The organism is Janthinobacterium sp. Ant5-2-1, assembly GCF_001445815.1.
GTDB classification, from domain to species: domain Bacteria; phylum Pseudomonadota; class Gammaproteobacteria; order Burkholderiales; family Burkholderiaceae_D; genus Janthinobacterium; species Janthinobacterium lividum_E.
Window position 1 is genome coordinate 188,913 of record NZ_LNCE01000016.1, and the last position, 20,429, is coordinate 209,341.

Here is a 20,429-nt window from a genome sequence, read left to right on the forward strand (position 1 = left end):
GCAATGACTACGCCGATGAATACCCTGCACCGCAAGCGCTTGCCGGGCACCCAGCTAGACTACTTCGACACGCGCGCCGCCGTCGATGCGATCCAGCCAGGCGCCTACGCCACCTTGCCCTACACCTCGCGCGTGCTGGCCGAAAACCTCGTGCGCCGCTGCGACCCGGCCACCCTGAATGCCTCGCTGAGCCAGTTCATCGAACGCCGCCGCGACCTCGATTTCCCATGGTTCCCCGCGCGCGTCGTCTGCCATGACATCCTGGGCCAGACGGCCCTGGTCGACCTGGCCGGCTTGCGCGACGCCATCGCGGCCCAGGGCGGCGACCCGGCCCTGGTCAATCCAGTTGTGCCGACGCAGCTGGTAGTGGACCATTCGCTGGCCGTCGAATGCGGCGGTTTCGATCCCGACGCCTTCGCCAAGAACCGCGCCATCGAAGACCGCCGCAACGAAGACCGTTTCGACTTCATCGACTGGACCAAGAAAGCCTTTAAAAACGTCGACGTGATCCCGCCAGGGAACGGCATCCTGCACCAGATCAACCTCGAGCGCATGTCGCCCGTGATCCAGGTGCAGGACGGCGTGGCCTATCCCGACACCCTGGTCGGCACGGATTCGCATACGCCCATGGTCGACGCGCTGGGTGTGATCGCCATCGGCGTGGGCGGCCTGGAAGCGGAAAGCGTGATGCTGGGCCGCGCTTCGTGGATGCGTTTGCCCGACATCATCGGCGTCAAGCTGACGGGTAAACCGCAGCCGGGCATCACGGCCACGGACACCGTGCTGGCGCTGACGGAATTCCTGCGCAAGCAGAAGGTCGTCTCGTCCTACCTGGAATTTTTTGGCGAAGGCGCCTCGCACCTGACACTGGGCGACCGCGCCACGATTTCCAACATGGCGCCCGAATTTGGCGCCACGGCCGCCATGTTCTACATCGACGCGCAAACCATCAAGTATCTGAAACTGACGGGCCGCGACGACGAACTGGTAAAACTGGTGGAGCTGTACGCCAAAGAGACGGGCCTGTGGGCCGACAGCCTGGTCGACGCGCAGTACGAGCGCGTGCTGAGCTTCGACCTGTCGTCCGTCGTGCGCAATATCGCCGGGCCGTCGAACCCGCACAACAGAGTGCCGACGTCGGAACTGGCCGCGCGCGGCATTTCCGGCGTGGTGGAAAACGAGCCGGGCAAGATGCCGGACGGCGCCGTCATCATCGCGGCCATTACCAGCTGCACCAATACGAACAATCCGCGCAACATGATCGCCGCCGGCCTGATCGCGCGCAATGCGAACCGCCTCGGTTTGACGCGCAAGCCATGGGTAAAATCGTCGCTGGCGCCAGGCTCGAAGACCGTGGAACTGTACCTGCAGGAGGCGGGCCTGATGCCGGAACTTGAAACATTGGGCTTTGGCGTCGTGGCGTTTGCCTGCACCTCGTGCAACGGCATGTCGGGCGCGCTCGATCCCGTGATCCAGGATGAAGTGGTGTCTCGCGACCTGTACGCCACGGCCGTCTTGTCGGGCAACCGCAACTTCGACGGCCGCATCCACCCGTACGCGAAACAGGCTTTCCTCGCCTCGCCGCCGCTGGTGGTGGCGTATGCGATCGCCGGCACCATCCGCTTCGATATCGAGAAGGATGTGCTGGGGATTGATGCGGACGGCAAGGCTATCCTGCTGAAGGATATCTGGCCGTCGGACGAGGAAATCGACGCCATCGTCGCGTCCAGCGTCAAGCCGGAGCAGTTCCGCAAGGTGTACATTCCGATGTTTGCCGCGCAGGCGGACGACGGCATCAAGGTCAGCCCCCTGTACGACTGGCGTCCGCAGACGACGTATATCCGCCGTCCACCATACTGGGAAGGCGCGCTCGCTGGCGCGCGCCCATTGAAAGGCATGCGTCCGCTGGCTGTGCTGGGTGACAACATCACGACCGACCATCTGTCGCCATCGAACGCCATCATGCTCGACAGCGCGGCAGGCGAATACCTGGCGAAAATGGGCTTGCCCGAGGAAGACTTCAATTCCTACGCCACGCACCGGGGCGACCATTTGACGGCGCAGCGCGCCACGTTTGCCAACCCGGCCCTGAAAAACGAGATGGTCATCGAGGACGGTAAAGTGAAGGCGGGTTCGCTCACGCGCATTGAACCGGAAGGCACGATCTCGCGCATGTGGGAAGCCATCGAGGTGTACATGGAGCGCAAGCAGCCATTGATCATCATCGCCGGCGCCGACTATGGCCAGGGTTCGTCGCGCGACTGGGCCGCCAAGGGCGTGCGTCTGGCCGGCGTGGAAGCCATCGTGGCCGAAGGCTTCGAGCGCATCCACCGCACCAACCTGGTGGGCATGGGCGTCTTGCCGCTGGAATTCCTTCCTGGCGTGAACCGCAAGACCCTGGGCCTGGACGGCAGCGAAACCTATGACGTCGTCGGCGAGCGCACGCCGCGCTCCACTCTGACTCTCGTCATCCACCGCAAGAACGGCGAAACGGTCGAAGTGTCCGTCACCTGCCGCCTCGATACGGCGGAAGAGGTGTCGATCTATGAGGCCGGCGGCGTGCTGCAACGGTTTGCGCAGGATTTCCTCGAGTCGTCCAAGGCAGCGTAACAGGTAGGTCGGATTAGCGCAGCGTAATCCGACGTTATTTGCCAAAAGACGCGCCAACAATGTGTCGGATTACGCGTGGCGCTGCCCCGCTAATCCGACCTACCACTTTTCAGGAGTGACATGACCCACACCCCCCAAATCAAAATCCCCGCCATCTACATGCGCGGCGGCACCAGCAAGGGCGTGTTCTTCCGCCTGCAGGATTTGCCCGCCAGCGCGCAAGTGCCCGGTGCGGCGCGCGATGCGCTGCTGCTGCGCGTGATCGGCAGCCCCGACCCCTACGGCAAGCAGATCGACGGCATGGGCGGCGCCACGTCGAGCACCAGCAAGACGGTGATCCTGGCGAAAAGCAACAAGCCGGAGCACGACGTCGATTACCTGTTCGGCCAGGTTTCCATCGACAAGCCGTTTGTCGACTGGAGCGGCAACTGCGGCAACCTGTCTGCCGCCGTCGGCTCGTTCGCCATTGCCGGCGGGCTGGTGGACGCCGCCCGCGTGCCGGCAAACGGCATCGCCACGGTGCGCATCTGGCAAGCCAATATCGGCAAGACCATCATCGCCCACGTCCCCATGACAAATGGCGAAGTACAGGAAACGGGCGACTTCGAACTCGATGGCGTGACCTTCCCGGCCGCCGAAGTGAAGCTGGAATTTCTCGACCCGGCCGCGGAGGAAGAGGGCGGCGGTGGCGCGATGTTCCCTACTGGTAATTTGGTCGATGACCTCGACGTGCCCGGCATCGGTATTTTAAAAGTCACCATGATCAACGCCGGCATCCCGACGATTTTTGTCGACGCGGACGCTGTCGGCTATACGGGCACGGAACTGCAGGACGCCATCAATGGCGATCCGGCCGCACTGGCCCGTTTCGAGACCATCCGCGCGCATGGCGCGCTGCGCATGGGTTTGATTTCTCACCTCGATGAAGCGGCGAAGCGCCAGCACACGCCGAAGGTGGCATTTGTCGCCAGGCCGGCCAGCTACGTTTCGTCCAGCGGGAAAACGGTGGAAGCGGGCGATATCGACCTGCTGGTGCGCGCCCTGTCCATGGGCAAGCTGCACCACGCCATGATGGGCACGGCCGCTGTCGCCATCGGCACGGCGGCGGCCATTTCCGGCACCCTGGTCAACCTGGCGGCCGGCGGCGGTCCCCGCAACTCGGTGCGTTTCGGCCACCCGTCCGGCACCCTGACGGTGGGCGCGGAAGCGGTGCTGGCCGATGGCGTCTGGAGCGTCACCAAGGCCATCATGAGCCGCAGCGCGCGCGTGCTGATGGAAGGAACGGTGCGCGTTCCCGGCGACGCGTTTTAATAAGAAATACGCAGCAAGATGGCACACAGGTGGTGCACATAAAGCAGCGGCCAGGCCAGTTCGCCCAAGCCCGATACGGATTGCACGCATACCGGAGGAGACATGAATTTCGCAGCATTTTATCAACGCTCGATTGACACGCCTGATGCTTTTTGGCGCGAAGAAGCGGAAAAGATCGATTGGCATACGCCGTTTTCGCAAGTGCTCGATTATTCCCGCCCGCCGTTTGCCAAATGGTTCGTCGGCGGCACCACCAATTTGTGCCACAACGCCGTCGACCGCTGGGTCGACAGCCAGGGCGATGCCGCCGCGCTGATCGCCATTTCCACGGAAACGAACACGGAGCGCACTTACAGCTTTCGCGAGCTGCAGCGCGAAGTGGAGCGCTGCGCCGCCATCTTGCTGGCGCTGGGCGTGGTCAAGGGCGACCGCGTATTGATCTACATGCCGATGATCGCCGAGGCGGCGTTTGCCATGCTCGCTTGCGCGCGCATCGGCGCCGTGCATTCCGTGGTCTTCGGCGGTTTTGCCGCCAACAGCCTGGCCAGCCGCATCGACGATGCACGGCCCAAGCTGGTATTTTCCGCCGATGCCGGTTCGCGCAATGGCAAGGCAATTGCCTACAAGCCGCTGCTCGACGAAGCCATCCGCATCGCCGCGCACAAGCCGCAACAGGTGCTGCTGGTCGACCGCCATCTCGTGCCGATGGAACTGACGGCGGGCCGCGACGTCGATTACGCGGCTCTGCGCGAACAGCACATGGACGCGCAGGTGCCCGTTGCCTGGCTCGAATCGAACGAACCGTCGTATGTGCTGTACACCTCGGGCACGACGGGGAAACCGAAGGGCGTGCAGCGCGACGTGGGCGGCTATGCGGTGGCGCTGGCGTCGTCGATGCAGTACACGTTTTGCGGCAAGCCCGGCGAAACCTTCTTTGCCACCTCGGATATCGGCTGGGTGGTGGGCCATTCCTACATCGTGTATGGCCCGCTGATCGCCGGCATGGCCACCATCCTGTACGAGGGTTTGCCCATCTGCCCCGATGCGGGCATCTGGTGGAGCATCGTCGAAAAATACAAGGTCACGCGCATGTTCTCGGCGCCGACGGCCATCCGCGTGCTGCGCAAGCACCCGGTGGAACTGATGCGCAAATACGACCTGTCCTCGCTGAAGGCGCTGTACCTGGCGGGCGAGCCGCTCGATGAAACCACGTCGCAGTGGATCGCCGATGAACTGAAGGTGGACATCATCGACAATTACTGGCAGACGGAGACGGGCTGGCCTATCCTCTCGGTGGCGAAAGGCGTGGCCGACACGCCGACGCGCCTGGGCAGCCCGGGCCTGGCCATGTACGGCTACCAGGTCAAGCTGCTCAACGAAGCGACGGGCGAGGAGTGCGGCGCGAACGAGAAGGGCGTGCTGGTGCTGGAAGGCCCGCTGCCACCGGGCTGCATGCAGACGGTGTACGGCGACGATGCGCGCTTCATCGATACCTACTGGTCCACCTTCAGCGACCGGCAAGTGTATTCCACGTTCGACTGGGGCGTGCGCGATGCGGACGGTTATTACTTCATCCTGGGCCGCACGGACGACGTGATCAACGTGGCCGGCCATCGCCTGGGCACGCGAGAAATCGAGGAAAGCATCACCAGTCATCCGAACGTATCGGAAGTGGCCGTGGTGGGCGTGGAAGACAAGCTCAAAGGCCAGGTGGCGATGGCTTTCGTGATCCTGAAGGACCCGCAAGGCTTCGACAGCGTGGAAGCGAAAGCGGTGCTGGAACGCGAAGTGATGGCCGTCGTCGACCGCCAGCTGGGCGCCGTGGCGCGGCCCGCACGCGTGCTGTTCGTGGCGCAGCTGCCGAAGACGCGCTCGGGCAAGCTGCTGCGCCGTTCCATCCAGGCCATCTGCGAAGGACGCAGCCCGGGCGACCTGACGTCGATGGACGATCCGGCATCGCTGCAGCAGATTCAGGCGGCGCTGGCGTAGCGCCATGCTGCAAGCGAAGTTTATCGATCGATAAACTTCGCTTTCAAATCCGGTCGCTTTCCTTGCGCACGACCCTGCCCACGATCAGGCATTCATTACCGCGGCACAGCTTGCGGTGGTATTTGCGCTGGTCCGGGTTGTCCGACGTCAGCCACCATTCGCCGATATCGCGCGCCATGCGCTTGACCACCGGTTCGCCTTCGTAATTGATGGCAAACACGATGCCGTCAGCCGGCCGGTTGTCGGCCGTATTGATGATCACCACGTCGTCCTCGTACAGCGCCGGCTCCATGCTCTCGCCCTTGACCTTGATCGCCACCAGTTTTTCAGGGTGGTAGCCATTGCGCTCGACCCAGCTGCGCGGCACGCTGATGGTGCTGCCGTCGTGGGTTTCCGGTTCGATGGCAAAGCCCGTGATGCCGGCCGACAGCCGCAGTTTCACCTTGCGGATCGGGTAGAAGCGCTCATCCTCGCCATCTTCCACGACCACGGGCTGTGCGCCGGCCAGCGCGCGCGCGGCCATGGCCGCCTGGTCGGGCGCCGCGCCCTGGTCGAAATACATGCTGTCCAGCTGCAGGTCCGCTTCCAGCTTGCGCGCGATCTTTTCGCTGAAGGCGCGCCCTTCGCGGTAGGTGGGCGAGAGGATTTGCGAGATGCGCGCCTCGCTCCAGCCGCTGACGTCGGAAATTTTCTTGCGCGTGTTGTCGTAGTGCTCGCGGATCAGGGCCAGCAGGCGGTCGCGTCTGTATTGATACATATTCATCTCCACATTAAACCCGAAATTTACCGTTTGATAAATTACCAAATGCTTGACTTTAACATTAGCGATTGATAAAGTCCACTTGTTGCCTGTCGCAAACGCACTACAGCGTCTGCCGGTTGGCGACACCACGGGAGGTCAGGCAGATGTTGAACAGCAGTCAACTGGTTGAAAGCAGGACGGCGCCACGGCAGGGGCGCCAGTTACAGGGACGCAGCAAGAAGTCGCAGCTGCATATCGCCCGCATCGCGCAGTATATCCGCGAGCAGGGCCAGGCGAGCGCGGCGCAGTTGTCCGCCTTGCTGGGACTCGATGCGGGCACCATGAGCCGCTATTTGCGCCACATGTGCGGCATGGGGCAGATCCACCTGGCGCAGCCCCATTGCACGGAGCCGGGACGCCAGCGGCCCGCCCTGTACGCCTTGGGCGAGCAGGACGAGGACGTCGACGGCTGGGCCGAACTGCCGCCGCAGGTGCGCCGCACGGCCAGCTGGCCACGCGGTGCGGCGCGCCGCGATCCGCTGGTGGCGGCGCTGTTTGGCCCGGCAAGTAACAACGATTAGTATCAACGAAGAACGAGGAGAAATCATGGGATTTGCAGAAAAATTCATCGCATCGCTGTCGTCGCAGAACCTGCGCGACGATGCCGTCCACCACGACCTGGACGTGATCGCGGCCGCCGCGCTGGCGGGCGACATGGGCGCCTTGCTGTGCCGCGTCAAGTATGCGGACGGCACCGTCAGCCGCCTGTTCGAAGGCAATGCGGGCAACCTGGCGCAGTTGCTGCGCGCCTGGACGGCGGCCGTGACGCAGAAGGGCCGCGCGCGGCGCTGGGTCAAGGCGCAGACGGCCTGGGATGCGCAGGCGGCCAATACCTTGTACCGCCGCGTGGCCGAAGCGTCACTCGCGCATTGGCTCGACAGCAAATGCAAGGTCTGCCACGGCACGGGCGTCGTCGCTGCCATGCAAGCCGGCGCGCCTGTCGTTTGCAAGACGTGCCACGGCGCAGGCGAAGCTGCCATCAGCTGCTCCGGCGGCTTCGAGCTCGAACGCATCAAGGACATGGTCAGCGAACTGGAAGGCATCTTCCAGTCGCACGGCGCCCGCGCCATGCGCCGCCTCGGTCACTGAAATTTTTTTTGCAATATGCCCGGCACTGAAAAAAACGCCCCTACAATAGAGTCTCGATCACGCAGCAACAGAAACACCGGCAATACCGCAGTACAGCAAGACCACATGCTTCTCCACTCGTAATAGACGCGCTTTCGGCGCGACACCGATAGGGGAAATCAGCGCAGCGAACGGCCTTCATGGTCCCTTCGCCCACCTTCCATCCGGCATGGCCTCGCGCCATCCGGACGCCAGCCCGCCGCCTCACCGCGTGCGGGCTTTTTCATTTGTCTTCATGATTATTCGCAGTTCCTTCCCCAAGACCGCCCCTGGCGGTCTTTTTTTATCCCACGAAAGGTTTTACAACTATGGCACTGACAGCAAACGGCATCGACAGCTTGATCGTTATCAGCAAACAAAGCGCCGAAGGCAGCAAGGCCGCCGCCGGCGGCGGCCAGATTTATCCCCGCGTGACGGCCACCTTCGACACGGAAGCGGACAAATACGCAAGCGCCGAAATCGACGCCAGCCAGCAGCAGGGCGATACCCGCCTGGGCAACTTCCGTACCACGGGCGCCATCAAGGCCGAAGCGGCGTGCGGCACGTATGCGCCGTTGATGGCTGCGCTGCTGCGCCGCGACTTCACGGCAGGCGGCGTGGCTGCCGCGCAAACCACCATCGCCGCTGCCGCCTCCGGCCTGACGCGCAGCGCCGGTTCCTGGCTGAGTGAAGGCTTCCGCGCCGGCAGCGTGGTGCGCATCACCGGCATGACGGCGCCGGCCGCCGCCAACAATGCGAAGAACTTCTTCGTCACGTCGGTGACCGCCACCAACCTGAATGGCCAGTTCATGGACGGTTCGGTCATGATCGTCAAGGCGGCCGGCGACTCGGTCGGCGTGGCGGCGGTGGGCAAGCGCAGCTTCACCCCGTTGACCGGCCATACCACCGACTGGTTCACGGCCGAAGTGCAGGACCCGAAAATCGGCGTGCACCGCAGTTTCGTCGACCAGCTGGTCAGCAAGATGGATATCGCCGTGCAGCCGAACGGCATCACCAGCCTGGACTTCACCCTGATGGGCAAGTCGGAAGGCCCGACCACGGCCGTGCCACATTTCGCCACGCCGCTGGCCGCGCCGGGTACCGGCAAGTTTTCGGGCGCCACGGCGATGCTGTCCGTGAACGGCATCCCGTCGCAGATCTGCACCGGCATGTCCGTCTCGCTCGACGGCCAGGTCAAGGTCGACCCGGTGATCGGCTCGAAGTACGCCACGGCCGCCTCGCGCGGAAAGGTGATGGGCTCGGGCCAGTTCACAGTGCTGCTGCAGGACGCCACCTACCTCGACTACTTCAAGTCCGAGACGGAAATCCCGCTGGCCTACGCCATGGCGTCGGGCACGGCGCCGACCGCCGACGTGCTGGCCCTGGCCATGGGCCGCATCAAGATCACCTCGGCCAAGATCGACGACGGCGAGAAAAACAAGATCGTCACCTGCGCCTTCGACGTCCTGCGCTACAAGGGTGCCGATGCGCAGCACGAAGCGACCACCCTGACCATCCAGGACAGCGCGCTGTAAGAAGCTAGCGCCTGCACCGGGGCCGCCGTGATGGCGGCCTTTTTAATTTTTCTACTTCATTCAGAAAGCAGCACACATGAACAACGCGCAAAAAATCCAGGCAGGTTTCGACATCGGCAATATCCACGCGGCGGCCACTCCCGTCACGTTCGACGTGCCCGTCATCTTCGACGCGGATGGCGAAGCGGTGGCTGGCCTGACCATCGTCGGCAAGAACAGCGAGCAATATCGCGTCGCCAACAACGCCGTGCGCGCCGAAGGCTACAAGAAATCGGCACGCCGCAAGACGGCCATCGACGCCTCCACCGATGAAGGTGCGGAACTGCTGGTGCAAGCCATCGACGGCAACCAGAAACGCCTGGCGCTGGCCGTGGTCACTGGCTGGTACGGCTTCACCAGCAACGGCGCACCCGTGCCGCTCGATCCGGCGCTGCTGGAAGCGGCCTTTGAAAAATACCCGACCTGGCAGGAAAAGGTCACCACCGCGCTGGAAAACGAGTCGAATTTTTTGAAACTCTGACGGCCAGCCTGCTGCGCTACGCCGGGCATCAGTTCGAGCGCGGCGCGCGCGCGGCCGATGGCCACGCCAAGGGCGAGCATATCGATGCCGCCCAGCGCCATCCGCTGTACCGCGCGCCGCCCGAAGAGGCGACGCCGCCGATGCCGTTCGAGCTGGCCCACGTGTGGGAATGGTTCGCGCAATTGAACCGCAAGCGGCAGAACGGCATGGCCGTCAACCCCATCGCCAGCACGGAAATTCTCGCCTGGCAGGCGCGCCACGCCATCGTCATCGAGCCGTTCGAGCACCAGCTGCTCGACCAGCTCGACGCGCTTTTCCTGTCGCACCAGAACGCGGCGGGCTGACCCGCATTTTCCAACCCGGCCGCCATGCGCGGCCTTTTTTATGGGCCAACCATGCCAGAGATAACAGAATTAAAACTTGTCATCGATTTGACGAAGGCAACGGATACGGTGCAAGTGCTGAAAGCAATCAGCGAGGCCAGCCTGGCTGCGGCCGAGGGCTTGAAGGTAGTCAATACGGAGGCGGAATCGTCGGCGCTGTTGCTGCGCGCCCAGGCGGAGCAAGCACGCGATGCCACCGCTGCAGCAAAGGCCTTGGGAGCATTGAATACCGGCGAGGCGAAATCGCTGGCCGATGCCAGCAAAGTGGTCGGTGGCCTGGGCAATGCTTATACGCGGCTGGCGGCTTTCCGCGCCGCAGGTAGCCCCGCCACAGCCGGCGCAGGCGCCAAATATGGCGCTTTTGCGTTGGAAGAACAGCGCCAGGACAAGCTCGATACCGCAGGCAAAGAGGCGGCCGATGCCAAGGCAAAAGCGGCACCGGCGGCGCCCACGCGCAAATATAGCGAGGCGGAGTGGAAGGAGGCAGGTGAATTTGCCAAGACGTTCGCTGAAAAGCTGGAGACGGCTTTTGGCAAGGTCGGCGGCACCATCGGCAAAATGACGACGGCCTTGCTGGGATTCCGGAAAGCGCAGGACGATATCGATTTCACCTTTACCAAAGAGATGGGCGAGGCGAAGACCGACGATGACAGGGGCAAGGCACAAGACAAAAAACACATGTCGACTGTCAGGCAATACCGCGAAATGGCCACTGCGGCGAAAGGCTTCTTCAAGGAGCACTCGACTGGTTATGAAGTCATGGAAAAGGTGGAAAAGGGTTTTCGCGCCTATGAATTCGCCATGAATGCCAAGTCGCTGTTTGAAAAGCTGACGAATATCACCCTGGTGACAACGGCGAAAACGGCGGCGACGACGGCCGAGATTACCAGTACTGCGTCCTCTGTTGCTCCAGTGGCTGCCGCCGAAGCTGCCAAGTCCAGCGCTTATGGTACGTCGGCCCTTGCCGCTTCGCTGGCTGCGCCATTTCCCGCCAATATCGGTGCGTTCGCCATGGTGGCAGGCATGCTGATGGCAATCGGCGTTGCCGTTTCCGGCGGCGGTGGTGCCGATACTACGGCCAAGGACCGGCAGGCGGCCACCGGCACAGGTACGGTGTTGGGGGACTCCAGCGCGAAGAGCAATTCGATTGCGAATTCTCTGGAAATCATGGAGAAAAATTCCGGACTGGGGCTGGCGTATTCCGCCTCGATGGCTTATTCGCTGCGCCAGGTGGCTGCAGGTATTGGTGGCTTGGGCGGACTACTGGTGCGCAATTCCGGCGTGACCGGCGCCATGGCAGCCGATAGCAAGGGCAGCGCGGCTGCATTTGGTTCTTCCGCACTTGGCGTTGCAATCACCGGCGGCGTCATTGGCCTGACGCTCGACAAGCTGACGGGTGGCCTGGTAGGAAAAATCACGGGCGGCATCCTTGGCTCTATCTTCGGCGGTAAAACGACGATGATCGATACAGGCCTGATGTTGAACAAGGCTACGCTGGACAGAATTCAGGCGGGCGGGGTATCTGCCAGCCAGTACACGGATACCAAAACGTCGGGCGGCTGGTTTTCCAGTGATAAGAAACGTACGGCCTTGAGCGGCCTTGACCGCGAAGCAAACGATCAGTTCAGCAAAGTCATTCTCGGCTTGTCCGACACCGTCAAGGCGGCTGCCGGCATGCTGGGAATGGGCGGTGACGCATTCAATGCGCGATTGAAATCCTTCGTGGTCGATCTGGGCAAGATCTCGCTGAAAGACCTGAAGGGCGACGAGATTCAGAAAGCGCTGGAAGCCGCATTTTCCAAGCTTGGCGACGATATGGCCAAGTTTGGCGTGGGTGGCCTGGAGCAGTATCAGAAGGTCGGCGAAGGCTACCTGGAAACCCTGGCGCGTGTTGCGAATGACTACATGCAGGTGACTGATGTACTGGCGGTGCTGGGCAAGTCATTCAATACGACTGGCCTGGGTGCCGTGAAGTTGAGCGAACATCTGATTGAAGCAGCTGGTGGCATCGACAAACTCACAAGTGGTACCGGGTTTTTCGTGGAGAACTTCCTCACCGAGGCGGAACGCCTGGCGCCTATTTCCAAGTCGGTCAATGAGGCCATGGGCAAACTGGGTATGGCTGGGGTGACGACGATGGATGGCTTCAAGGCTGCCGTATTGTCGGCAGCCGATGGCGTGGCAACGGGCCGGGATGGGGCTGCGGAGTTGTACGCGTCTCTGTTGGCCCTTGCCGAGCCGTTCAAGACCGCTGCCGACTATGCGGCCGACCTGGCCGCCGCCACGGGTGAACTGGCAGAAGTGAACAGGACTGCCAGCGACATCGCCAGCGAACGCAAAGATCTGCAACAACAGTTGAACCAGTTGACGCAAAGCGAAGCGCAGTTGCTGGCTGCCCAGCGCGCCGGCGTCGCCGATGTCAATCGCGGATTGTTCGACCAGATCCAGGCCGTCAAGGCGGTGACCAGCGCGAAGGATGCGCTGGCCAAAGCCTACGAGACGGAATCGGCGGCGGCCAAGTCGGCGCTGGAGAAGTCGAAATCGTGGGTGACGACCTTGAATGGGCTCAATTCCAGCATGGCTTTGGGTGCCCAGTCGACGCTGACGCCGGAGCAGAAGTACGCCGAAGCGCGGGCACAGTTCGAGAAAACCCTGGCGGCTGCGAATGCGGGCGACACGACGGCGCAATCGGGGCTGTCTGCCGCGGAACAGGCATTTTTGACGGCCTCGCAAGTGGTCAACGCCTCCGACGCCCGCTATGCGGCCGACTATGCCCGCGTGGTGGAAGCGAACAAGGAAGCGTTGAAATGGGCGGCCGCACAGGTCGACGTGCAGCAGGCCAGCCTCGATGCGCTCAATGCCCAGGTGTCGGGCTTGATCAAAATCAACGACAGCGTGCTGACGGTGGCGCAAGCCATTGCCGGTCTGCGGGCGGCGATGGGTGGTGCGGCGGACCTGGGCGTGCAGCTCGGTAATCCTCCCGTGGTCGCCGCGCTGGCCGCGATGACTTCCCCGGTTACAGCGGCCGTCTTCGACCCTGTGCGCTACTCGTCGGCTGCGAACGTCGGCTCAGAGGTGCTGGTGGCCGAAATCCGCGGCCTGCGCGAAGACAACCAGGCCATGCGCGTGGAGCTGGAAGGCTTGCGCGCCGACCAGCGGGCGCAAACGGGTGCCACCATCCAGGCCACCTTTGAATCGAACGCCAATGCCGCCAGGACGGTGGTCGATGGCGTGGATAAATCATCCCGGGCATCCGCCTGGGCCAATGCCGTGAAAGGAGAATACGCATGACCGATGCGCAATTTCAGGAATGGCTGCAAAGCGCCTCGGCCATCCGCATGGTGCTGATCGAGGCGCAGGTGAATGTGGCCGGCAGCGAGGTGACGCGATATATCGCTTCGCGGCCTTACGTGACCGGGCCGCTTGAGGTACCGGCGAATACCGCATACCTGCCGCTGGCCAAGGGCGGCCTGGCCTTCACGGAACAGGCCAGCCTGTCCGGTGAGGCGGGGCTGTCGGGCGGCGATATCGAACTCGATAACGCCGATGGCGCTCTGGATGGCTGGCTGGGAGACGTGTGGATGAACCGGCCGGTCAAGGCCTGGGCGGGCGATCCCTCCTGGCCGCGCGCCGACTTTCAGCTGGTCTTCGATGGCATCATTGCCGACGTGGCCAGTGCAGGGCGCGAGTCGGTCAACCTGGTCCTGCGCGACAAGCTGCAACGCCTCAATACGCCGATCTCCGAAGCCAAGCTGGGAGGCACGACGCCGAACAAGGACGCCATCCTGCCGATTCCGTTCGGCGAGTGCCATAACGTGGCGCCCTTGCTGACCAATCCGGCCACCTTGGAATATGGTTTTCTCGGCGCTGTCGAATCGACGTTCGAAGTGCGTACCAATGGCAAGCCGATCGCGGTCGCCTTGAATGACCAGGCGGGCCGATTCAACCTGACCACCGATCCATTTTCCACCACGATCACGGTCAGCGTGCAGGGCGATAAAGGCGGCGGTTATGCGCCGCGCATTGCCGCGTTGGTGCGGCGCATCGCTACTGCCTACGGCAAGGCAGCCGACCGTTTCACCCTTGCTGACATGGACCTCGACAACCTGGCCGCCTTCGATGCGGCCCACCCGCAGCCGGTGGGGCTGTATGTTGCCGACCGCACGAACCAGGCGCAGGCCATCCAGCAACTGGCGGCCAGCGTGGGCGCCCAGGCGATCATGTCGCGTACCGGCCAATTGCGCCTGGTGCAGATCGCGCTGCCTGCCGCCGGCGTGCCGCTGGCGATCGGCCCGGAGCAGATGCGCGAACGCTCGCTGCGTCCGGCGCAGCGCCTGACGGTGGCGGCTGCCGTGAAGATCGGCTTCGACCGGAACTACACGCTGCAGGCTGGCCTGACGACCAGCATCCCGCCCGCGCATGCGGATTTGTATGCCACCGAGTGGCTGACCGAAACCGTGGTCGATGAGGAGGTACGTGCACGCTATCGCCTGTCCGACGACCCGGTGCAGATCGATACATGCCTCAAGACGCGGGCCGATGCCCGCGCGGAAGCGCTGCGGCGCCTGGCCTTGAACAAGGTGCCGCGCACCATTTACGAATTTGACGGAGAACCCGAGATGATGATGCTGGAACTGGGGCAGCCCGTACGACTGCGCGCTGAACGCTTTGGTTTGCAGGACGGCGTGCCGGGCGTGGTGGTGATGCTGTCGCGTTTCTGGCTGACGGGCAGAGTGACGGTGGGGGTACTGGTATGAGTGCGATTATGGGGGCACGCGATACGCTGCTGCAGGCGACGGCGGAGCGCTTCAGCACGACGGCCGATGGCAAGGCGATCCTGATGTCCGCCAGTACGCCCGTTTTTCGCGTCAACAGTGCCGGTGCCGGCGCGCCTGGCTCGATCGCCATCACCGCCAAGCCAGTCAATGTGGTGGGCGATATTGTGTTTTCCGTATCCGCCGGCACGACCTTGCGGGTCAACGGCAACGTGGCCACGGTCGATTTTGCCAGCATGACTACCGATACGGCATTGGTGCAGGCAAGCATCCGTGAATTTGGCGTCGAATACCTTGCCAATTACATGGTCAGCAAGGTCTTCGACGGCGTCGCCGGCGAGACGGGCCTGGCCGGCTTGAACACGGGCCAGGCCTTTGCCTACAAGCGCGCTGCCGCTGTCCCAGCCGATTCGCCGGGAGATGTGATTTTTACCTTTTCCACAGCCGCCATCACGACACCGGCTGGCAATGACCTGGCCAATGGCTGGTCGAAGAACATCCCGGCCGGCACGGCGCCGTTGTACGTGCGCGTGGCGGCAGCCAGTTCGCGCAATGCGACGGACAATATTGCCGCCAATGAGTGGGCGGGGGCGGTGCAACTGGCCAAGGACGGCACCAGCGGCACGAACGGCTTGGACGGCCTGAATGTGGCGCCCGTGCGCATCTACCAGCGCGGCGCCACCAACATCGCGCCGGCATTACCGAGTGCGGCATGCACATTCACCTTTGCCACCGGTGCGTTGACGGGCCTGAACAATGGCTGGTCGACCCAGGTGCCGGCGGCGGGCGGCGCCTATCTGTTCACATCCGGCGCCACGGCCGCGTCGCGCACGGCGACCGACGACATCGCCCCGGGCGAATGGGCGGCAGCAGCACGCCTGGCCGCCGACGGCGCCACCGGTCAGCGCGGCACGGTGACGGTGACGGCGCCCGGCTATTCGGCCTGGTCCGATGCCTCGGCCGTGTATGAACTGGGGCGTGCGGGCTATGGCGCGCCGATCAACCGCGACGCGGTGACCTTGTATGACGCGACGCATGCGGTGACGAAGTTCTTTGTCGATGGCGCATGGATGGTGCTGGGTACGGTGCTGAATGGCAACTTGCTCGTGGATGGGTCGGTGGCGGCCAAGGCACTGTCGGTGGATAAGGTCTCTGCCATCTCTGCCAACCTCGGCGAAGTGACTGCCGGCGATATTTATGGAGCGACGCTGCATGGAGGCGCTGGCTATCCCACTAACACCTATCTTTGGCCGAGCAACGGCGGCCTTGGCTTTCACCTGAGTGAACGGGGCTTACTGCTGGGTAACCCTGCAACCGGTGGCTATGTAGAGTTGGGAAGTGGTGGTTATGTGTCCATGCCGGGCCTGCTCATCAATGGTGGAAAGGCGACTTTTTCGGGCAAACTTTCAGCAGCTTCCGGAACGTTTTCTGGAGAGTTACAGACCGCGAGCGGAATTTTTACGGGCGAATTGAAAGGTGCATCAGGAACATTTTCCGGCGACCTCTCATCTGCGCGGGTGTCTGTCGGCACAGCCGCTGCAGCAACTTCATTCTTCGAACCGGGCTATCCATCGATTTCGCTGCAGTCGTCCGCGTCAGGAGTGTTTATTCAGGATTCGCCGACCAGTTCCGCCGTTGTATTCACGTCCGAGGAAGTTCTGTTCATGCACAACGCTCCATGGTGGCCTGCCGAGCGCCGTATCCGCTCTGGCGCCGTTTTCTTTTCGATCGTTTGCACTGCGGTGGTCGACGACCAGTTGAGCATCTGGTACCGCACCAATGGCGGGGTGTGGGTATGGCTGAGCGGAGTCCAGGAGCGGCAAGCTGGTGATGCTCCTGTAGCGACGGGCTATGGAAAAACGCTGTACGTCAACGCGGGGGACACGGTCCAGTTTGGCGTTTCCGCTACCAATGCATCGCTCACAGCTGCGGATATGCGGCGGCTTTATCTTAAACAATGTCAAGCGACAGTGATCGCGAGGAATTTTTAATGCAAACAATCATTGTCAACAGTGATGGCACTCTCACGAACGAGCGCACCGGTAAGACGCTGCCGCCACAGCCCAGCGAGCATCACGCATACGATGCGTTGGCAGACATGTGGATAGATGCAAGAACGCTCGATAGCGTCAAAGTGCGCACTTGGGAGCGCATCAAGGCGGCACGCAGCGTGGCTGAAACCGCAGATTTCATGTGCTGTGGCTTCGTGTACCAGGCAGACAAGGACCGTATCGTCGGAGCCACGCAGCTAGCCCTGATTGCGCAGGCTGCCGACCAGCCCTACAGCATCGACTGGACCTTGTCGGATAACACCCACGTGACGCTCGATGCATCTGGCATGATTGCCGTCGGCGCCGCGTTGGGGGCGCACGTCACCGAGGCGTTCGCTATCGCTCTTCGGTTACGGAAGCAGATCGCTATCGCCACCTCGTTTGACACGCTTGAGGCCATTGTTTGGCCGGTGCAGGAGGGTGCATGAGCAACTTGCGCATCATTTACGACAATGCCGCCGACCGCGCAGTGTTGACGGCATCGAGCCAGGCCGGCATCTTGGGTCCTGCCAACCTGCAGCGCGAGGGTAAGTCTTCGGTTTTGCGCTCAATCGGCGCAGCGCTGAGCATCACTGCAACGTGGCCGACACCGGACATCGTTGGCGGCGTGGCCCTGCCGTTTTGCAATCTGACCCCAGGGGCAACCATCCGCGTACGCGGCTACATCGAGCCCGGCAGTGCTGCGCCTGCATTCGACACTGGCGTCATGCCAGCCTGCGAGTATGCGCGGCTGGGCATGTGGGATTGGGGTGCATTGCCGCTGGGCTTGAATGCCTACAGTTACGGCGGCGGTACCTACGCCCGCGCCTGGTTCCAGGTGCGCAGCATCAGGAAACTGGTGATTGACCTGGCCGACCCTGACAATCCTGCCGGTTATATCGAGGCTGCGCGCCTGGTGGCGGGGGCATATTGGAGCCCCGAGCAGAACGCTTCATATGGCGCCGGTATCACGCCGCTCGATACCAGCAGCCAGTATCGCAATGGCGCTGGCGAACAGAAGGTCGAGCGGGGCGTGATGTACCGCAAGCTGTCGCTGGCGCTTGATCACATGACGCCGTTGGACCGGGCCGAGTTGTGGCGCATCGTGCGCGGCAATGGCCTGTCGCGCCCGCTTTTCATCAGCCTGTATCCGGACAGCGACGACGTCGAGCTGGAGCAAACGCACCAGGTGTATGGGCGCCTTGCCAATCTGGCAGCCATCACCACACCATCTTTTCAGGCGTATGCCACCAATATTGAAATCGAGGAATTGTAATGGGTGACTTTTTTTACTATGGCCAGAAGGATACGATCCAGCGCTTGAATGAGCTGGCTGGACGGGGCGCCGTGGTGGCGTCGTATGCGCCAGCCGTGGGACGGTCGCCGCTTGCTGGCCCAAGTGGCTATATGCACCCGGCATGGATCGATCCGAACATGCCAATCCAAATGAACGCCAGGCTTTGCTCTGGCCCCACTGCCAAATATGGCTACAGTTACCTTGCACAAGGGGCGCCAACGCCAAAGTGGTTCTTGATTGCCACCTTGCGCGAGGAAAACTTGGGTGGTCATGATAATTTGCTCATCAAGGGGATTCTCAATGAGAATTGGGGAGCTGTTTCCACTACGCCGGTGACCATTCTGATAGGGGTGCGAGGCGGATTTTATGTCGACTGGCATATGGAGGGTGCGCGTACATCTCAGTCACGCTTCATTGTCTACAAACGTGCTGACGGGAAATATGATGTCTATGCCTATTTCCAGGCCGGTTGTTATTCCACGCTCTCCTTTGACTTAGTGGGGATGGACGCAGCGACGATACAAGCTCCCATCGAAACTACGTCGCAGCCAGAAGGAGTCATTGTTTTTGATACGGCGCAAATTCCAGGTGCCCCGGGCTATATTGCCCCACGCTGGCAGGCCATGACCGGTAATGAAGGAACGAATCGCGGTATCTTATTTACCGATATCATCGGCGTCGGCGCTGCGGCAACCTTCGATTATGGGAATTCATTTTTAGCGAGAGGGCAAACCAGGCAAAACCAGACGGACGAGCAAGAGGGTTTGCGTTTGGGATTCGGCGGCATTCCCGGTTTCGCTTACCCCGGGCAGTTTGGATTTATGGTTGGCGGCGGCAATGGAAGCGTCAACAAGGAAGGTTATAAATTAACACTCAGGGCTTGGGACAATAACTCCAATTCCTGGACGGGAAATTTAATGGCTACCTATGGCAATGGGCGGTTATATATGCCGGTTCTCAAAGCAGGCAGTACCGATACATCAATCCTCCGTCATAACATTAGTCGTTATACCGCGATGGGCACAGAGATTTTGTATGTTGGCCGTGAGGGGTTTGCTGCTCCGTGCGTCGGCGTCAACGCTTCTGATGGCACAGGGGGATGGGCCGCCTCACCCGCTGTTTTATACGTTGGAAAAAATAGCAATACTGCGCGGGGCGCCAATATCGCCGGCACCGTCAATACCATGGGGAATGACTATGCCGAGTATGTGCACAAGTGTGCTGGCTGTAGCGATATTGCACCCGGTCAGGTAATTGGCATTACCGACAACAACGAAATTACAGACCAGTGGACCTCCGCCATTCTGTTTGCGATCAAGTCTACTGCGCCGTCCTTTGTTGGCGGCGATACTTGGGCGCTGGCAGTGGGAGCGCGCCCTGAACCCATTGCCGGTGCGGAACCGTCAGAGCCGCAACGTCGTGCGGATGTGATCACGCAGCAGCCAGTCGCTGGCACTCAGCCAATGCAATACGCGGACGTAGTGACACAGCCGGGTGATACGGACAGTGAATGGGCAGCCAAGCATGAGGAGTACGCCGCAGCCGTGGCCGCTTACAGGGTGGCGACAAAACTGGACGCCGAAGCCATGACTGCCTTCGACGCCGCCCTGGAAGCCGAGCGCCAAAAGGTCGACCGCATCGCCATCGCCGGCCGCGTACCGGTCAACGTGCTGGGCGCCCAGCCGGGCGATTACATCGTGCCGGTGCAGGACGGTGCTGGCATCAAGGGCATCGCCGTGCACGAGGACGATCTCAGCATGAAGCAGTACCTGCACGCCGTCGGCCGCGTGATATCGATCGAGTCCGATGGCAGGGCCTACGTGATGGTCAAGGCCGTGTAGCAAATTAGCCGTTGGGGGTATTTCAAGTATCGGATTGCGCATGATGTCCGGTGACATGGGCATTGAATATGCCACTCGATAGCAACATCGGCATCATTTCATCAGCCGAGGTGGCAGCAGGGTAGTGGCAGGTGATCTGCCACTACGGCTCATCGCGCGACGCGTGTCAGTTCGATTCCGTGCAGTTGTCCCTGGCAGTGCGGGCCTACGTCTTCGTTTCGACGCTATA

The 20,429-nt window shown here is 62.1% G+C and carries 15 protein-coding genes; 14 read left to right on the forward strand and 1 reads right to left on the reverse strand.

Annotation, left to right across the window (positions count from 1 at the left end; genetic code table 11):
* The first annotated feature begins 15 nt into the window (after positions 1-15).
* The 3 genes from acnD to ASN89_RS06770 all read left to right on the forward strand — a co-directional run bounded on the left by acnD (position 16) and on the right by ASN89_RS06770 (position 5,910).
* Positions 16-2,610 carry a Fe/S-dependent 2-methylisocitrate dehydratase AcnD gene (gene acnD / locus ASN89_RS06760; RefSeq protein ID WP_058048701.1) on the forward strand — a complete coding sequence of 865 codons (2,595 nt, stop codon included), beginning with the start codon at positions 16-18 and terminating at the stop codon, positions 2,608-2,610.
* A gap of 120 nt (positions 2,611-2,730) precedes the next feature.
* Positions 2,731-3,921 carry a 2-methylaconitate cis-trans isomerase PrpF gene (gene prpF / locus ASN89_RS06765; protein ID WP_058048702.1) on the forward strand — a complete coding sequence of 397 codons (1,191 nt, stop codon included), beginning with the start codon at positions 2,731-2,733 and terminating at the stop codon, positions 3,919-3,921.
* Between the two features lie 102 nt (positions 3,922-4,023).
* Entirely contained in the window at positions 4,024-5,910 is a 1,887-nt protein-coding gene (locus tag ASN89_RS06770) for a propionate--CoA ligase (RefSeq protein ID WP_058048703.1), read from the forward strand.
* 43 nt (positions 5,911-5,953) lie between these two features.
* Here ASN89_RS06770 and ASN89_RS06775 read toward each other — a convergent pair whose 3' ends face one another.
* Positions 5,954-6,667, reverse strand: coding sequence for a helix-turn-helix transcriptional regulator (locus ASN89_RS06775; RefSeq protein ID WP_046684126.1), 714 nt, complete (start codon positions 6,665-6,667; stop codon positions 5,954-5,956).
* Positions 6,668-6,816: 149 nt separating this feature from the next.
* On the opposite strand from ASN89_RS06775, the gene ASN89_RS06780 reads away from it, so the two are divergent.
* The 11 genes from ASN89_RS06780 (at position 6,817) to ASN89_RS06830 (ending at position 20,200) form a co-directional block, all read left to right on the forward strand.
* Positions 6,817-7,233, forward strand: coding sequence for a FeoC-like transcriptional regulator (locus ASN89_RS06780; RefSeq protein ID WP_058048704.1), 417 nt, complete (start codon positions 6,817-6,819; stop codon positions 7,231-7,233).
* 25 nt (positions 7,234-7,258) lie between these two features.
* Positions 7,259-7,801 (forward strand): zinc finger-like domain-containing protein, encoded by a 543-nt coding sequence (locus ASN89_RS06785; protein WP_046684128.1) that lies wholly within the window; start codon positions 7,259-7,261, stop codon positions 7,799-7,801.
* A gap of 347 nt (positions 7,802-8,148) precedes the next feature.
* Complete coding sequence (locus tag ASN89_RS06790; protein WP_058048705.1) at positions 8,149-9,354, forward strand: phage tail tube protein; 1,206 nt, start codon at positions 8,149-8,151, stop codon at positions 9,352-9,354.
* A gap of 76 nt (positions 9,355-9,430) precedes the next feature.
* Positions 9,431-9,874: a hypothetical protein gene (locus tag ASN89_RS06795; RefSeq protein ID WP_034751875.1), complete on the forward strand. Its 444-nt coding sequence runs from the start codon at positions 9,431-9,433 to the stop codon at positions 9,872-9,874.
* Positions 9,875-10,014: 140 nt separating this feature from the next.
* Entirely contained in the window at positions 10,015-10,218 is a 204-nt protein-coding gene (locus ASN89_RS06800; RefSeq protein WP_052755775.1) for a hypothetical protein, read from the forward strand.
* A 24-nt stretch (positions 10,219-10,242) separates the two neighbouring features.
* Positions 10,243-13,548: a hypothetical protein gene (locus ASN89_RS06805; protein WP_152988464.1), complete on the forward strand. Its 3,306-nt coding sequence runs from the start codon at positions 10,243-10,245 to the stop codon at positions 13,546-13,548.
* Positions 13,545-15,014 (forward strand): hypothetical protein, encoded by a 1,470-nt coding sequence (locus ASN89_RS06810; protein ID WP_058048707.1) that lies wholly within the window; start codon positions 13,545-13,547, stop codon positions 15,012-15,014. Before ASN89_RS06805 ends, ASN89_RS06810 begins: the two co-directional genes overlap by 4 nt.
* Positions 15,011-17,023: a hypothetical protein gene (locus ASN89_RS28540; protein WP_152988465.1), complete on the forward strand. Its 2,013-nt coding sequence runs from the start codon at positions 15,011-15,013 to the stop codon at positions 17,021-17,023. The genes ASN89_RS06810 and ASN89_RS28540 overlap by 4 nt, the downstream gene beginning before the upstream one ends.
* The gene (locus ASN89_RS06820; RefSeq protein WP_058048709.1) at positions 17,023-17,511 is read left to right on the forward strand and encodes a DUF4376 domain-containing protein; all 489 of its coding nucleotides are present in this window, start codon (positions 17,023-17,025) and stop codon (positions 17,509-17,511) included. The genes ASN89_RS28540 and ASN89_RS06820 overlap by 1 nt, the downstream gene beginning before the upstream one ends.
* Positions 17,508-18,338, forward strand: coding sequence for a hypothetical protein (locus ASN89_RS06825; protein WP_058048710.1), 831 nt, complete (start codon positions 17,508-17,510; stop codon positions 18,336-18,338). Before ASN89_RS06820 ends, ASN89_RS06825 begins: the two co-directional genes overlap by 4 nt.
* Positions 18,338-20,200 carry a hypothetical protein gene (locus ASN89_RS06830; protein ID WP_058048711.1) on the forward strand — a complete coding sequence of 621 codons (1,863 nt, stop codon included), beginning with the start codon at positions 18,338-18,340 and terminating at the stop codon, positions 20,198-20,200. The genes ASN89_RS06825 and ASN89_RS06830 overlap by 1 nt, the downstream gene beginning before the upstream one ends.
* The last annotated feature ends 229 nt before the right edge of the window (positions 20,201-20,429 follow it).

What these genes read in the sequence shown, in the direction of transcription:
- acnD (WP_058048701.1), top strand. Translation starts at nt 16, where the DNA reads ATGAATACCCTGCACCGCAAGCGCTTGCCGGGCACCCAGCTAGACTAC.
- prpF (WP_058048702.1), top strand. Translation starts at nt 2,731, where the DNA reads ATGACCCACACCCCCCAAATCAAAATCCCCGCCATCTACATGCGCGGC.
- ASN89_RS06770 (WP_058048703.1), top strand. Translation starts at nt 4,024, where the DNA reads ATGAATTTCGCAGCATTTTATCAACGCTCGATTGACACGCCTGATGCT.
- ASN89_RS06775 (WP_046684126.1), bottom strand. Translation starts at nt 6,667, where the DNA reads ATGTATCAATACAGACGCGACCGCCTGCTGGCCCTGATCCGCGAGCAC.
- ASN89_RS06780 (WP_058048704.1), top strand. Translation starts at nt 6,817, where the DNA reads ATGTTGAACAGCAGTCAACTGGTTGAAAGCAGGACGGCGCCACGGCAG.
- ASN89_RS06785 (WP_046684128.1), top strand. Translation starts at nt 7,259, where the DNA reads ATGGGATTTGCAGAAAAATTCATCGCATCGCTGTCGTCGCAGAACCTG.
- ASN89_RS06790 (WP_058048705.1), top strand. Translation starts at nt 8,149, where the DNA reads ATGGCACTGACAGCAAACGGCATCGACAGCTTGATCGTTATCAGCAAA.
- ASN89_RS06795 (WP_034751875.1), top strand. Translation starts at nt 9,431, where the DNA reads ATGAACAACGCGCAAAAAATCCAGGCAGGTTTCGACATCGGCAATATC.
- ASN89_RS06800 (WP_052755775.1), top strand. Translation starts at nt 10,015, where the DNA reads ATGCCGTTCGAGCTGGCCCACGTGTGGGAATGGTTCGCGCAATTGAAC.
- ASN89_RS06805 (WP_152988464.1), top strand. Translation starts at nt 10,243, where the DNA reads ATGCGCGGCCTTTTTTATGGGCCAACCATGCCAGAGATAACAGAATTA.
- ASN89_RS06810 (WP_058048707.1), top strand. Translation starts at nt 13,545, where the DNA reads ATGACCGATGCGCAATTTCAGGAATGGCTGCAAAGCGCCTCGGCCATC.
- ASN89_RS28540 (WP_152988465.1), top strand. Translation starts at nt 15,011, where the DNA reads ATGAGTGCGATTATGGGGGCACGCGATACGCTGCTGCAGGCGACGGCG.
- ASN89_RS06820 (WP_058048709.1), top strand. Translation starts at nt 17,023, where the DNA reads ATGCAAACAATCATTGTCAACAGTGATGGCACTCTCACGAACGAGCGC.
- ASN89_RS06825 (WP_058048710.1), top strand. Translation starts at nt 17,508, where the DNA reads ATGAGCAACTTGCGCATCATTTACGACAATGCCGCCGACCGCGCAGTG.
- ASN89_RS06830 (WP_058048711.1), top strand. Translation starts at nt 18,338, where the DNA reads ATGGGTGACTTTTTTTACTATGGCCAGAAGGATACGATCCAGCGCTTG.